The following is a 15,015-nucleotide window of genomic DNA, read 5'->3' as shown; positions in this document are numbered from 1 at the left end:
TATATCAATTAAATGTGAATAAACGATTTTTCAATTGTTATCAGTTATAAGTTTCGAATCATTAAAATAAAATCTTCATATAATTTTTAACTTTTAATAGTTAATTTGTTTTTCATAGAAATTTTTAATGAATTGATTCAAATTTGAGGGCTGAATTAGTACTTTCATTTAGAAAAAAAATGCTTCCAAATCTTGGAAGCATGTTTAGTTTTGAGTTTTTGATTTTAATTTTATTAAATTAGTTATTTGTTTAGTAATAAAAAATCATTTGTTTCTTTAAAGTTTAATTTATCTTTAATTTCTACTTGAGTACCCTTTGGAACTATAAGAACCTGATAATAAATTTTGGGTGTTTTATCACGGTTGCGATTTTTTATCTCTAATTTATCTATAAAATTAAATTCTAACTCTCTATTATTTATAAAAGTTAAATTTATTTTTAATGAGCTAGAGCTTGGCAATTTAACTAATCGATCTGGATTATTTAATGATAAAATATTCCCTTTTTGGATTGTTCTTTGTACTATAAAATCAGAATTTTTAAGTACATCATTTAATTTTTTACCACTTAAATAATTTATCTCAAAATCATTGATGATTGCTTCATTAGTTAAAGTGCTGTTTAATTTTTGAGCAACTTTTTGAATTGGCTCAATAATAAATTCATTAAAATGATTGGGGTCTTTTATAATCTTTAATCCAGAATCTAAAGACAAGTCTTTTATAGATTCATCGTTTAAATTATTTAAAAGTAAATTTTGTTTATATATAATTCCTTGTTTGTTTTGTATCTTGCTTATCGCACCCAAAACATATCCACCATGGTATCAGTCATAAAACTGCTCTGCTTTTAAATTATATTCACGGTATAAATCACTTAATAATTGATTGTTTTCTGATTCAGTTGTCCTTTTAAGTCTGAATTCTTTATCTTTAGGGAATAAAATAACATTAAAAACGCTTCTATAAGGTTTAATGACAGCATTTTTCTCATAATCACCTTTTTGCTTAATTTCAAATGGATCGATTAATAAAATATTTATCTGATTTCTTCTTTCTTCTTTGAGAGCATATTTCAAACCAATAGGAGAGCGATCATCTCCTGATTGCAAAATTAAAATATTATTGTTTTTTAAAACGTTCTCAATACTTTGGCTATTTAAAAAATCAGCTTCAAATATTTTTGTAATTTGTGTATCGGAAAGAGTTTTGTCAAGTTTAAGCTCTTGATATAAAGAATTGATCTTGTTAATAATATGATTTGAAAAATCTTGTTTTGAACTTATTAATAGTTTATTATCTTTTAAAAAGTTGTAATTACGATATTTCCTTCTGTTCTCTGGTGTATCTAAATTAGAATATTTATCATGCAAACTTTCAACAAATTGATCAAAGATAATGCTATTATTAGTTTTGATTCCTTGATCTTGTTGTTTCATTCTGATCAAATTAATAAAATAAGGTGTTTTAAGGTATACGCTTTCTAAATAATCTTTATTTGACGAAAAACTAAATGCACAAGATGTAGTAATCATTGAGAATACTGGTACCCCAATTAAAACGGTTTTTAATAATTTACTCATTAATGACATATGTAAACGCTCCTCTATCAGGTGCTGAATTATTAAATAAAGCAGATTTGTATTTTTTTACAATAAGTCTATATGAATCGCTTTCAGTAACTTTATATTCTAATAATTCATCATTAGACTTTTACTGAACTAGAACTTTTGACAGTTTTTCAACCTCCACCATCTTCATATTTTTGTAACAATAAATCATAATCAGAAAATCTAGAATTTTGTCTTTTTAAAACTTCTTCTTGTTTCAATCAATCAATATCACGATGTGTTTTGGTTAAACTCTTAACTTCTCTTTTAATCTATCAGCTTCAACTATATTAGCAACCATACCACCAATAGGCCCTAAAAATCATCATCAATTTACATTAGCATTATAAGTTGGTTCATCCTTTTTATCAAGTAATCCAGCATTAAACAATCAAGAAAGCGAAGCTTTTATTGTTTTCCCTGAATAAACATAAAAACTTTTTGACTCACCAACTATATCACGTTTATCGTTAAAATTGACACTAAAATTTTTTAAATTATCAGTCGCCTCTTTCATTTTTTCAAAGTCAGGAATACCTGCACCATATTTATTACTAAAACCATTTGATTTTTTTGTTTGCTCAGTGTCATTGGTTGAAACTGCAGAAGCACTTAAAATACTTTTAATTGAAGCAAGTCTGTAATCATCATTATCTAAATATGGTCTAATTCTTAATAATGTTGATATAAGACCTGTTACAACAGGTGCTGCTAAACTTGTTCCATCTTGAATTTCTTTGAAACCTTTAAATCAATAAGCACCAGGAGCAACTATAAAAGGTTTGGCTAAATCTTCTACAGATTCGTCAAGTTTATAGTTTGAATAACCTGCTATTTTGTTATTGCGAACATCTTTATTATAATTTTCATTAAGGGCACCAACAACAATAGAATTATATGATAGTGCTTTTAAATTTATTCAACCATGTTCGATTTGGGTTTCGGGATCTACCCCATTATTTTTCTCATTTCCTGCCGCAAAAACATTAACAACACCATATTTTCTTGAAATATAGTCAACTATATAGGCTTTTTCTATATAAAATCTATTTTTTATATCGTTTGAAGCTCCATAACTATGATTAATAACTTTTATTTTTTTATTTTTTACAAGTTCTTCAAACCTTTCTTGTCATATACCTTCTTTGTTATTATTATATTGAGAAAAATAGAGTTTTGATTGGGTATCAATACCTTCGTCTCCACTTACAATAGAAGAAACCATAATTGAGTGATCATCTATTTGTGCATTATCGTTTAAAATATCAACTCCATTATAATCAAAATTATTGGTTTCTGATGGTAAAAAGGTATTGTAAAGTTCTAAAACACCTACTGAATATGAATTTAAATTTGTTGATTTTATGTCACGATCTCTTTGCTGAGTAAAATTAACTGTTCTAAAAACATCGTCCTTGTTCAAAATATCGTATTTAGTTAAATCATCATTGATTTTATAACTAAAATTATTATTGTATGAGTTATAATGACTCAATTGTTTTCCAGTGTCAGAATAATTATTTTTGTATAAGATAAATTTGTAAATATTTTCGTTTTCTTGCAATTTTTTTACAAATTTTTCTCTATCACTTTCATTGTTAAAGTAAAATCAGACAATTGGTGTTTCTTTACTCACTATAAAATCTTTAAATTTTATATTCTTTTCTTTAATTAGATTAATAAAATTTAGATTTTGTTTTTCTAAATATTCTGAATTTGATAAATCATTTAAATTATCATATTTATGGTTTAGTAATAACTTTAGTTCAAAGTCATTATTAATCTTTTGAACACTTGAATTTGTCGATTGCTGTTGAAAAAACGGATCTCTAACTTCAAATTTTGCATTTTCAAGTCCGTCATATCATTCTTTTTTAATGTTAGTTTTATTTGCATAAATTATTGATACTGAAGCAATAGCTCCTAAAGTAAAAATAGCTGATAGATTGATTAGTCTTTTATATTTTCTTTTCATATTTATCCTTTGAGTTTTTCATTTATTAAAAGAACAGATATAAAGATAATTTTAAAATAGTAAAAAGAACTAATTTATACGCTTTTACTATTTAATAGTAAAAGTTAATCTTAAAGCTATTTTTATTATATATAAAATTTTAACTATTCAAGATTTTTGCAATAAATTCCCATATTTTAGTTAAAAATATTTAAAAAGAATTGTCAGAAATTTTGAAAACTATTTATATCAATTAAATGTGAATAAACGATTTTTCAATTGTTATCAGTTATAAGTTTCGAATCATTAAAATAAAATCTTCATATAATTTTTAACTTTTAATAGTTAATTTGTTTTTCATAGAAATTTTTAATGAATTGATTCAAATTTGAGGGCTGAATTAGTACTTTCATTTAGAAAAAAATGCTTCCAAATCTTGGAAGCATGTTTAGTTTTGAGTTTTTGATTTTAATTTTATTAAATTAGTTATTTGTTTAGTAATAAAAAATCATTTGTTTCTTTAAAGTTTAATTTATCTTTAATTTCTACTTGATTACCCTTTGGAACTATAAGAACCTGATAATAAATTTTGGGTGTTTTATCACGGTTGCGATTTTTTATCTCTAATTTATCTATAAAATTAAATTCTAACTCTCTATTATTTATAAAAGTTAAATTTATTTTTAATGAGCTAGAGCTTGGCAATTTAACTAATCGATCTGGATTATTTAATGATAAAATATTCCCTTTTTGGATTGTTCTTTGTACTATAATATCAGAATTCTTGAGTACATTATCTAATTTTTTACCACTTAAATAATTTGTCTCAAAATCATTGATGATTGCTTCATTAGTTAAAGTGCTGTTTAGTTTTTGAGCGACTTTTTGAATTGGCTCAATAATAAATTCATTAAAATGATTGGGGTCTTTTATAATCTTTAATCCAGAATCTAAAGGCAAGTCTTTTATAGATTCATCGGTTAAATTATTTAAAAGTAAATTTTGTTTATATATAATTCCTTGTTTGTTTTGTATCTTGCTTATCGCACCCAAAACATATCCACCTATGGTATCAGTCATAAAACTGCTCTGCTTTTAAATTATATTCACGGTATAAATCACTTAATAATTGATTGTTTTCTGATTCAGTTGTCATTTTAATTTTAAATTCTTTATCTTTAGGGAGTAAAATAACATTAAAAACGCTTCTATAAGGTTTAATGTCAGTAGTTATAGAATAACTAGCTTTTTGCTTAATTTCTAATGGGCTGATTGATAAAATATTTATATGATTTTTCCTTTCTTCTTTGAGAGCGTATTCCAAACCAATAGAAGAGCGATCGTCAAATGATTGTAAAATTAGAATATTGTTGTTTTTCAAAACATTCTCAAGACTTTGACTCTTTAAAAAATCAGCTTCAAAGATTTTTTTAATTTGTGCATCAGAAAGAGTTTTATCAAGTTTAAGTTCTCGATATAATGAGTTGATCTTGTTAATAATATTATTTGAAAAATCTTCACCTGATTTTATTAATAATTCTTTATTTTCGAAAAATTCGTATCGAAAGTATTTCTTAAAGTTTTCGTGTTTTTCTCTTCTTTTTCTTCTTGGTTTCTAGAGAAAGCTTTTTCGTACAAACTTTCAACAAATTGATCAAAAATAATACTATTATTAATTTCGATTCCCTGATCTTGCTGTTTCATTCTGATTAAATTAATAAAATAAGGGGTTTTAAGGTGTAAACTTTCTAAATAATCTTTATTTTTCTTTGGAAAGATACTAATTGAACAAGATGTAGTAATCATTGATAATGCCGGTACACCAATTAAAACAATTTTTAATAATTTGTTAGTTAATGACATACGTAAATGCTCCTTTATCAGGTGCTGAATTATTAAATAAAGCAGATTTGTATTTTTTACAATAAGTCTATATGAACCACTTTCAGTAACTTTATATTCTAATAATTCATCATTAGATTCTCCTGAGATAGAGCTTTCTACAGTTTCTCAACCTTCGCCATCTTCATATTTTTGTAGCAATAAATCATAATCAGAAAATTTAGAGTTTTGTCTTTTTAAAACTTCTTCTTGTTTCAATCAATCAATATCACGATGTGTTTTGGTTAAACTCTTAACTTCTCTTTTAATCTATCAGCTTCAACTATATTAGCAACCATACCACCAATAGGCCCTAAAAATCATCATCAATTTACATTAGCATTATAAGTTGGTTCATCCTTTTTATCAAGTAATCCAGCATTAAACAATCAAGAAAGCGAAGCTTTTATTGTTTTCCTGAATAAACATAAAAACTTTTGACTCACCAACTATATCACGTTTATCGTTAAAATTGACACTAAAATTTTTTAAATTATTAGTCGCCTCTTTCATTTTTTCAAAGTCAGGAATACCTGCACCATATTTATTACTAAAACCATTTGATTTTTTTGTTTGCTCAGTGTCATTGGTTGAAACTGCAGAAGCACTTAAAATACTTTTAATTGAAGCAAGTCTGTAATCATCATTATCTAAATATGGTCTAATTCTTAATAATGTTGATATAAGACCTGTTACAACAGGTGCTGCTAAACTTGTTCCATCTTGAATTTCTTTGAAACCTTTAAATCAATAAGCACCAGGAGCAACTATAAAAGGTTTGGCTAAATCTTCTACAGATTCGTCAAGTTTATAGTTTGAATAACCTGCTATTTTGTTATTGCGAACATCTTTATTATAATTTTCATTAAGGGCACCAACAACAATAGAATTATATGATAGTGCTTTTAAATTTATTCAACCATGTTCGATTTGGGTTTCGGGATCTACCCCATTATTTTTCTCATTTCCTGCCGCAAAAACATTAACAACACCATATTTTCTTGAAATATAGTCAACTATATAGGCTTTTTCTATATAAAATCTATTTTTTATATCGTTTGAAGCTCCATAACTATGATTAATAACTTTCCACGCAATCATTTAATTGGTATTTCTACTGCAATTTCAAGAATTTTAACAAATACTTTTAAAGGAATAAACGTCAAAGTTTTAATTTAAGTTAGTTTTTTATTATCTAACTTTAGGGATATATACCGTAAATTTATTTAAAATTTAAAAATCCCCTGAAATGTCAAACTTCCCTTTTATTTTTTATTTTTTACAAGTTCTTCAAACCTTTCTTGTCATATACCTTCTTTGTTATTATTATATTGAGAAAAATAGAGTTTTGATTGGGTATCAATACCTTCGTCTCCACTTACAATAGAAGAAACCATAATTGAGTGATCATCTATTTGTGCATTATCGTTTAAAATATCAACTCCATTATAATTAAAATTATTGGTTTCTGATGGTAAAAAGGTATTGTCAAGTTCTAAAACACCTACTGAATATGAATTTAAATTTGTTGATTTTATGTCACGATCTCTTTGCTGAGTAAAATTAACTGTTCTAAAAACATCGTCCTTGTTCAAAATATCGTATTTAGTTAAATCATCATTGATTTTATAACTAAAATTATTATTGTATGAGTTATAATGACTCAATTGTTTTCCAGTGTCAGAATAATTATTTTTGTATAAGATAAATTTGTAAATATTTTCGTTTTCTTGCAATTTTTTTACAAATTTTTCTCTATCACTTTCATTGTTAAAGTAAAATCAGACAATTGGTGTTTCTTTACTCACTATAAAATCTTTAAATTTTATATTCTTTTCTTTAATTAGATTAATAAAATTTAGATTTTGTTTTTCTAAATATTCTGAATTTGATAAATCATTTAAATTATCATATTTATGGTTTAACAATAGCTTTAATTCAAAGTCATTATTAACATTTTGAATACCTGAATTTGTCGATTGATTTTGAGAAAAGGCATATCTAACTTCAAATTTTGCATTTTTAATTCCATCATACCATTCTTTTTTAATGCTAGTTTTATTTGCATAAATTATTGATACTGAAGCAATGGCTCCTAAAGTTAAAATAGCTGATGCATTGATTAGTCGTTTATATTTTATTTTCATTTTTATCCTTTTATTTTTACGATTAAATAAAAAAAGCATATAAAGATAATTTTAAGAACCTTAAATAGCTTAATTTTAAACGCTTTTACTAAATGATGATAAAATGCTTGATCTTAATGTTATTTTTATTATATTATAAAGTATTATCTATTTAAAAAGTTCGCAATAAGTTTCCATATTTTGATCAAAAATAGCAAAAAATCAAACCAATAGTTGGTTTGATTTTTACTTAAAATTATAAGTCAATATTTTTGACATATTTAGCATTGGTTTCGATAAATCTTCTTCTTGGCTCAACTAATTCACCCATTAAAGTAGTGAATGCTTTATCGGCTTTGAGTGCATCTTTAATTTGCACTTGGAGCATTTTTCGATTCTCTGGATTCATAGTGGTTTCTCAAAGTTGAGCTGGATCCATTTCTCCAAGTCCTTTATAACGTTGAATGTTGATTTTTTGTGTTGGATTTAATTTGCTCATAATTTGGTCTTTTTGAGCATCATTGTAAGCATATTCAACAATTTTATTTTGTTGCACTTTATAAAGAGGGGGTTGAGCAATGTATACAAATCCATATTCAATTAATTCACGGAAATAACGGTAGAAAAAGGTTAAAAGTAAGGTACGAATGTGTGATCCATCAACATCAGCATCAGTCATGATAATAATTTTATGGTATCTGAGTTTATTAATATTAAATGTATCACCGAGCCCAGTTCCTAGAGCAGTAATGAGCGACATAATCTCTTCATTTTCAAAAACTCTTTCTTGACGAGCTTTTTCAACATTAATTACTTTACCTCTAAGTGGTAAAATTGCTTGAATAGTTCGATCACGACCCATTTTAGCACTACCCCCAGCTGAGTTCCCCTCGACAATATAAAGTTCACTAATTTCAGCGTTTTTACTTGAACAATCGCTTAATTTTCCTGGTAAGCCTCCATTATCAAAAGCACTTTTTCTACGTGCACTATCACGGGCAGCATTTGAAGCTAATCTTCCTTTACGAGCTAAAATAGCATTATCAATAATTTTCTTTGCTAAATCAGGGTTTTCAATCAGTAATCTTTCAAAAACTTGAGAAAAAATTCTATTAACAGCTTGACGAGCGTCCTTAGAACCTAACTTACCTTTGGTTTGTCCTTCAAATTGTGGATCAGGGTGTTTAATTGAAATAATTGCTGTTAATCCTTCAATTAAATCTTCACGAGCAAATTTTTCAGCATCAGTTTTAACATAACCTTTTTCAATTGCATAATTATTGACAATTCTAATTAAAGAATCGTAAAACCCTAAAACATGGGTCCCGCCTTCGTGGGTTGAAATATTGTTAGTATATGAAATGATATTGCTTCTGTAAAAATTGTGCAAATATTGACAAGCAACTTCAACTCCAATATTTACTGGATTGCTATTGTTATCTGAATTAACTAAAAAATCCCCTGAAGCATAAATAATTTCATTATTAATTGGGGTTTGTCCTTCATTTAGTTCTTTAACATAATCGATAATTCCATTATCATATTGAAATTCTTGATACGAATTGTCTCGATGATCAGTAACCGAGACAAAAAGTCCTTTATTTAAGTGAGCAATTTGTTTAGCATGGTCAATAATTAATTCTTTATCAAAAGGCACTTTTTCCATGACTGAATAATCTGGATGAAATTCAATTTTAGTTCCAGTAATTCCTTGTGGAACCTCATCAATAACATGAGTGTGTTGAACAGTGTTTCCACCATTAGCAAATTCAGCATAGTAAAGTTTGCCGTCTCTTTTAACTCAGGCTTTCATTGAATCGCTCAAGGCATTAACTACACTGGCACCAACTCCGTGCAATCCTCCTGACACTTTATATGCATTTGACTCAAACTTCCCACCAGCATTTAATTTAGTTAAAACCACTTCTAAAGCACTAATGTTAAAACGTTCGTGAATACCAACTGGAATTCCCCGACCATTGTCTTCAACAATAATGTGCTCATCGTTAGTAATAGTAATTTCAATTCGAGTTGCGAATCCGGCCATACACTCATCAACTGAGTTATCAACAATCTCTCAAATCATGTGGTGAAGTCCGGTTTTTGATGTAGTTCCAATATACATTCCAGGACGTTTTCTAACGTGTTCTAAACCTTCCAAAAACTTAATATTACTTGCATCATAATTGTGTTTTTTTGCTTCCATTTTGCTCCTTATAATAATTATTTAAATTATACCAAAATGAACAAAATAAGGAGCTGTGTTTACATAAAAATATATCTGTTTAAGTTTAAATTGTGTAAAAATTTCTAATAATCTTTATTCTCTAAGTAATTAATTAAATTGACCATTTTTTCTAATTTGCCTTCTAATTTCAAAATATATTTTTCCATATATTCTCAATCTGGAGTGTTTTTATCATTAACGGGTAATTTTATTTTTTCTTTACTTAACGCTTCAGCATTTAGTCCATCATTATATGAGTATCACCTTGCAAGAGTTTGCAAACAAGAAATTAAAAATAAACACGCTTTTTCACTTAATTCTCTTGTATCAATTAAAAACATATTATTTCCTGTTATGAAAGGTTCTTTTTGATAAAAAAAGGTTGTATTTTCTGCACCAAAAGATATCACTCCTTCAGGATTTAGCTTCATATTATTTGTTTTTTCAACTCTAAATTTAATTCCGTTATTAAATTTTTTTCTAGTTATATATGGAATTCCTTTTTCTACTTCTATGACTTCACCAATTGTTCATGTTTTTTCTATTCTGTGGATTTTAAATAATTCTCCTACACAAAATTCTTTTCATTGATTAGTATTTATCTTTTTCATTTTCAAAACCTAATTTTAAAGTTAGTTTATCACTTTGTAAATCCGAGTTATATAAAACTTCTTTTAATAACTTATCATTAAATTCTTTTATATCCACTTCTTGCTCGTATGTTATGTAATCAATAATTGTCTTTTTAAAATTGTCTTCATATATTTCAAATTCGGGTCTTTCAAGTTGATAAGAAAGTTTCATTTCATTTGGTTCAAGTCATTGATGAGTATTATATTCTGTATCTTCTTTTGTTCTAGCCACATTTAATCAATACTTTTTAATATTATTTCATTTGTTTTTTATATCATGTCTTCCTTGGTTTTTAACTCTTTCTAATCCATCATCTTTTATATAAAAAGAAAAAATCTTTTTATCACCTTGAGCTATACCTGTTTTAAAGACAAAGATACTAGTTGTAATACCTGCATCAAAGAGATTTACAGGAAGCTTAATTATCATTTCTAGTGTATGTTCTTTGAGTAAACCATACATTTTTTCTTTTTCTAGCTTCTTATCAGGTAAGATAAAAGCACACATAGTTCCTAAAGGAACATTATTTAAAACGTTTTGTACGATTTTTTTGCAGCCATATTTTCTCTCAAATGGCGGATTCATTAAGACTTTAGTGATTTTTTTACTTTTTATCCACTCACAAGCTTCTTCTGTTCTTGTATCTAGATTTTCTAAATTAGTTTTCCCGTCTTTATGTATAAGCATGTTGGCACAAGCTAAAGCAAAAATTTCTCTATCTAATTCTATTCCAAATAATTTCTTAGATTTTATTTCTTCTGCTTCTTTTGTTTGTATCCCTCCGACTTCTCGAATCATATTAGACATAGATTTAACAAGAAATGCTCCACTACCGCAAGTTGCATCTAGAACTTTATCTTTTCAACTAACTTCTATTAAATCGTACATAAACGATGTAATGTGTTCAGGAGTGAAAATCTGACCATTTTCGCTTTTGTTTTTGTATCTATTGAATTCGTTGAAGAAAATTCCCATTACATCTTCTCCGTTTCAATTGTCAGAATTAATCGAAGAAGATATTTCAACAATACAATCTATAAATAAATCTATAAACTCTTGAGTTTCCACAATGTTTATCTTAATTTGATTATACACTTCTAACAAAACATCAATTTTGATGTTTTGTTTTTTGTGTTTTTCTAGCGATTTATTAAGAGTGTCATAAATTTTATTTCTAAATGGACCAAATCCATTATTTTTTATATCTTCTAATCTGCCACCGAATCTCTCAGCTACTAATGCTGCAGCAGTAAAAATCATTCTATAGTATAAATTTTTAATACCAAACTGAAAATGTAATAGATTATTAATTTTTCGTGTAATTGAATATATTTTATTTTTGTCAATGCGATCTTCTTTGAATAAATTTAAATAATATTTTTTATTTTGTAAAGTGTTTACACATCCTATCAGTTCTTTATTTTTATACACAAGAATTTCTTTGCCGTTATACAAGATGCCTATTGTTTTTTTGTATTTTGTTGAAATAATATCAATATTTGCGAAGAGTTGTTTTTTATGACTTTCTTTATTTATATTACTATTTTCTGATTTTATCTCAAGTACTATAGCAACATTATTTGTGTTGTTTGGTAAATATCATCCATCAGGTTTTTTATCAATTGATTTAAAACCCAATTGATTAAAAGTTGTTAATTAACCTGTGCCCTATTGCACATTTTCTTCATTATCATCAAACCCTAAAATTAATTTAGCTTGATCACTAATTTGATCTTCTGTTCTAAAGCTCATTTTTATTTTACTTCCTGATAATTTTGCTGTTTTTCGAGATGATTTTTTATCACTAATCAATTAATAAAAACAGTATATATTGTATTAAAGGAATTATAGTTTTTTATATCCACATTTTAACTAAGAATAAATAAAAATAAAGCTTTTTAAGAAATTTAAAAAGCTTTATTTACTGTTTTTTGTCTGTTTATCATTTAATTTTTTGAGAATAAAACGATATTTTTCTTGATGAAAGCGAATATAAAAAACTAGACATTATTAAACATAAAAGACCAATTGATAAAAGCTCAAAAATTGCTTGAATTCAAATTAATCCAATTCATATTTCAAACGATCCTATGCTTTCAAGTCCAAAAATTAATTTGTGTAAAAATAATCCAAATGTAACAAACACTGTATTTGCTAAAGCACTTAAAGCACCAACTAAAAAATAACAAGTTAATTTAATCACTCATAAATTCTTTTTCCTTTTCTTGCTTGCATAATCAATCATTTTCCGGGCTTGATAACACAATCAATACACAATAAATCCAAGCACAAAGCGAGGCAAAATCGATATTAATGGATAAATAAACAAAATCGAACCAAAAGTCATGGCTCCGAAAAATGAACAAAAACCTAAAAACAAACCGCCAAAAATAGCTCCTTTAAAACCTAAATGAATTCCCATTAGAATTAATAAAATTGTATTTAAATTAATGCTCACTGGCCCTAGTGGAATAAGCCCAGTGCGTGTAAATGTTAATAAAACGAATAAGCAAAGTCAAATAGCTAAGTAAACTACAAACGAAATCGAATTGAAAACTCTTGTTTTATCAAGAAAGTTCTTGAATTTGTGGTTCTTCGTTTTATTAAATATTTGCAATATGGACATATTGTTTATAATTATAATGCATTTATGAAAGTCTTATTACTAATTACAGGGAGCATTGCTGCGATTAAATCTCCACAACTTATTGAGCTTTTAAGAAAACAAAAGCACAAGGTTCAATATGCCCTTTCGCCTTCTGCACGTAATTTTGTTCCTCAATTTATGCTAGAAAATTGCTTAGCAAATAATTGGTATCAAAAGAATAATTCTGTTCATGTAGATATTGTGAAATGAGCTGATAGAATAATTGTTTATCCAGCTACTTTTAATACTATTGGAAAAGTTGCTAGTGGGATAGCTGATAGTTTTATTACCACTGTTTTAAGTCTTGTAAGTTTTAATAAATTAATTTTTGCTCCGGCTATGAATACTAAAATGTATCAAAATGACTTTTTACAAGCTAATTTAGCAAAACTTAAACAACTCGGGGCAACATTTATCGGTCCAAATTATGGAAAACTTAAAGATGGAGACACAGGTATTGGTCGAGCAATCGAACCAGAACAGTTAATTGATTTTCTTGAAAATAGACCTAAAAAGAAGGTTTTATTAACTTTTGGATATACTAGAGTTAATCTTGATCCAGTTCGAGTTGTTTGCGTTCCTTCAAGCGGAAAAAGTGGATTAGCTTTAATCCAAATTCTAGCTCAAAAATACGATTTGACCGTTATTAGTGGGAATTTGGAACATTTAAACAATCAAATTCCTGCTCATGTACAAATCATTAACATTCAAACTCTACAAGAATACTACACTGCTGTTGATGAATATATTCAGCAAAATGATTGTTTTATCTCCCTTTGTGCTGTAAGTGATTTAATTTTTAAAACTCGTGAACAAAAAATTAAAAAGAATGAGCAAATTTATTTTGAATACACCATTGGGAAAGATGTATTAAAAGATATTGCTCTTAAATATCCAGAAAAAATTAAGATTGGTTATGCTCTAGAATCGGAAAATATCTTAGAAAACGGAAAGAAAAAACTCATTTCCAAAAACTTGGATGCTATTATTATTAACAATGCTCAAACTTTAGCAAGCGATCAGAGTAGTGGATATATTATTCTTAAAAATGGACACACAAGTGAATTTCTTCATTTAGACAAGTATGATTTAGCTATAAAAATTGATCAATTATTGGGACAATTATGAAAAAAATAGTTATTTTTGATATTGGTAATACTAATATCAAAATGAATCTTTTTAATACACAAACTAATCAAGCACTTCAACCAGAAATAATTATCGGATCTTCACAATATTTAATTAAAAAGAACCAAAGTAAGCTTATAAATTCACTTAAAAAACAGCTTAAAAATTTACAAGAACCAAAGTCAAAAATTTATATTGGAAGTGCTTCAATTATATTTGCTCAGAGTCTAAAAAATATTTTAAATAATACTTTTAATCTCCAAAACATTAAAATCATTGATCATAGTTATGATTTGAATGTGCAAACCCTTACAAGGAAAGAAAAAGTTGGATTAGATATCCTCTCATGTGCTGGGTATGCTAATACATTTACTAAAAATAGTTTTGTGTTTATGTTTGGAAGTGCTTCAGTGGCTATTGAAATCCTTAACAAAACTATCACTGGTGTTTCGATTGCTCCTGGTATTGGTTTTTCCTTTCACAAATTACAGCAACATTTGAAAAAATCTGCATCTGGAAATGCAACTTGAAATTATCCAATTGCCTTTAATTTACAAATGGGTCTAAATACTTTAAACTCGGTGAACAGTGGAACATATCGAACTTTTTTAGGGTATATTATCGCACACTTATTTTTAAATCAAAATGTTGAAAATAAACTTATAAACAATATTTTTATTACTGGGGGAGATATTAATCTTATCCAAAATTTGCAAGAGCAAATCAATCGATTATTTCCACATCTCAAAATTCATGTTTGTCAAGCAATGGTTGCTCTAGGATACTTAAATGCAATTAATAAAAAGTAA

General features: G+C 26.9%; 16 protein-coding genes. 2 read left to right on the top strand and 14 right to left on the bottom strand.

Going from position 1 to position 15,015, the window contains the following annotated elements:
- Positions 1-242: 242 nt before the first annotated feature.
- The 14 genes from NPA11_RS00385 to NPA11_RS00320 form a co-directional block, all read right to left on the bottom strand.
- Positions 243-1,592, bottom strand: coding sequence for a hypothetical protein (locus NPA11_RS00385; RefSeq protein ID WP_257043647.1), 1,350 nt, complete (start codon positions 1,590-1,592; stop codon positions 243-245).
- A gap of 113 nt (positions 1,593-1,705) precedes the next feature.
- The gene (locus tag NPA11_RS00380; protein ID WP_257043646.1) at positions 1,706-1,831 is read right to left on the bottom strand and encodes a hypothetical protein; all 126 of its coding nucleotides are present in this window, start codon (positions 1,829-1,831) and stop codon (positions 1,706-1,708) included.
- 26 nt (positions 1,832-1,857) lie between these two features.
- The gene (locus NPA11_RS00375) at positions 1,858-3,585 is read right to left on the bottom strand and encodes a S8 family serine peptidase (RefSeq protein ID WP_257043644.1); all 1,728 of its coding nucleotides are present in this window, start codon (positions 3,583-3,585) and stop codon (positions 1,858-1,860) included.
- A gap of 465 nt (positions 3,586-4,050) precedes the next feature.
- Positions 4,051-4,644 carry a hypothetical protein gene (locus tag NPA11_RS00370; RefSeq protein WP_257043642.1) on the bottom strand — a complete coding sequence of 198 codons (594 nt, stop codon included), beginning with the start codon at positions 4,642-4,644 and terminating at the stop codon, positions 4,051-4,053.
- Positions 4,571-4,945, bottom strand: a complete 375-nt coding sequence (locus NPA11_RS00365) for a hypothetical protein (protein ID WP_257043641.1) — start codon at positions 4,943-4,945, stop codon at positions 4,571-4,573. The genes NPA11_RS00370 and NPA11_RS00365 overlap by 74 nt, the downstream gene beginning before the upstream one ends.
- Positions 4,946-5,094: 149 nt before the next feature.
- Positions 5,095-5,664, bottom strand: coding sequence for a hypothetical protein (locus tag NPA11_RS00360; RefSeq protein ID WP_257043640.1), 570 nt, complete (start codon positions 5,662-5,664; stop codon positions 5,095-5,097).
- Between the two features lie 26 nt (positions 5,665-5,690).
- Entirely contained in the window at positions 5,691-5,834 is a 144-nt protein-coding gene (locus tag NPA11_RS00355; RefSeq protein ID WP_257043638.1) for a hypothetical protein, read from the bottom strand.
- Positions 5,827-6,546 (bottom strand): S8 family serine peptidase, encoded by a 720-nt coding sequence (locus NPA11_RS00350; protein ID WP_257043637.1) that lies wholly within the window; start codon positions 6,544-6,546, stop codon positions 5,827-5,829. Before NPA11_RS00350 ends, NPA11_RS00355 begins: the two co-directional genes overlap by 8 nt.
- Before the next feature lie 164 nt (positions 6,547-6,710).
- Positions 6,711-7,592: a hypothetical protein gene (locus NPA11_RS00345; protein WP_257043636.1), complete on the bottom strand. Its 882-nt coding sequence runs from the start codon at positions 7,590-7,592 to the stop codon at positions 6,711-6,713.
- A 235-nt stretch (positions 7,593-7,827) separates the two neighbouring features.
- A complete protein-coding gene (locus NPA11_RS00340; protein WP_373457099.1) occupies positions 7,828-9,792 on the bottom strand; it encodes a DNA topoisomerase subunit B in 1,965 nt (654 codons plus the stop codon).
- An 89-nt stretch (positions 9,793-9,881) separates the two neighbouring features.
- Positions 9,882-10,409 carry a restriction endonuclease subunit S gene (locus NPA11_RS00335; protein WP_257043633.1) on the bottom strand — a complete coding sequence of 176 codons (528 nt, stop codon included), beginning with the start codon at positions 10,407-10,409 and terminating at the stop codon, positions 9,882-9,884.
- Entirely contained in the window at positions 10,390-12,069 is a 1,680-nt protein-coding gene (locus tag NPA11_RS00330; RefSeq protein WP_257043632.1) for a class I SAM-dependent DNA methyltransferase, read from the bottom strand. Before NPA11_RS00330 ends, NPA11_RS00335 begins: the two co-directional genes overlap by 20 nt.
- Before the next feature lie 30 nt (positions 12,070-12,099).
- The gene (locus NPA11_RS00325) at positions 12,100-12,243 is read right to left on the bottom strand and encodes a hypothetical protein (protein ID WP_257043630.1); all 144 of its coding nucleotides are present in this window, start codon (positions 12,241-12,243) and stop codon (positions 12,100-12,102) included.
- Between the two features lie 127 nt (positions 12,244-12,370).
- A complete protein-coding gene (locus NPA11_RS00320; RefSeq protein WP_257043629.1) occupies positions 12,371-12,853 on the bottom strand; it encodes a hypothetical protein in 483 nt (160 codons plus the stop codon).
- A 228-nt stretch (positions 12,854-13,081) separates the two neighbouring features.
- On the opposite strand from NPA11_RS00320, the gene coaBC reads away from it, so the two are divergent.
- Positions 13,082-14,215 (top strand): bifunctional phosphopantothenoylcysteine decarboxylase/phosphopantothenate--cysteine ligase CoaBC, encoded by a 1,134-nt coding sequence (gene coaBC / locus NPA11_RS00315; protein WP_257043628.1) that lies wholly within the window; start codon positions 13,082-13,084, stop codon positions 14,213-14,215.
- On the top strand, positions 14,203-15,015 hold the full coding sequence (locus tag NPA11_RS00310; protein ID WP_257043627.1) for a type III pantothenate kinase: 813 nt from the start codon (positions 14,203-14,205) through the stop codon (positions 15,013-15,015). Before coaBC ends, NPA11_RS00310 begins: the two co-directional genes overlap by 13 nt.

The organism is Mycoplasma sp. 1578d (assembly GCF_024582695.1).
Taxonomy (GTDB): Bacteria; Bacillota_I; Bacilli_A; order Mycoplasmatales; family Metamycoplasmataceae; genus Mycoplasmopsis.
Note: the sequence above shows the minus strand (reverse complement) of the source record. Positions and strands in the feature narration are given on the sequence as shown.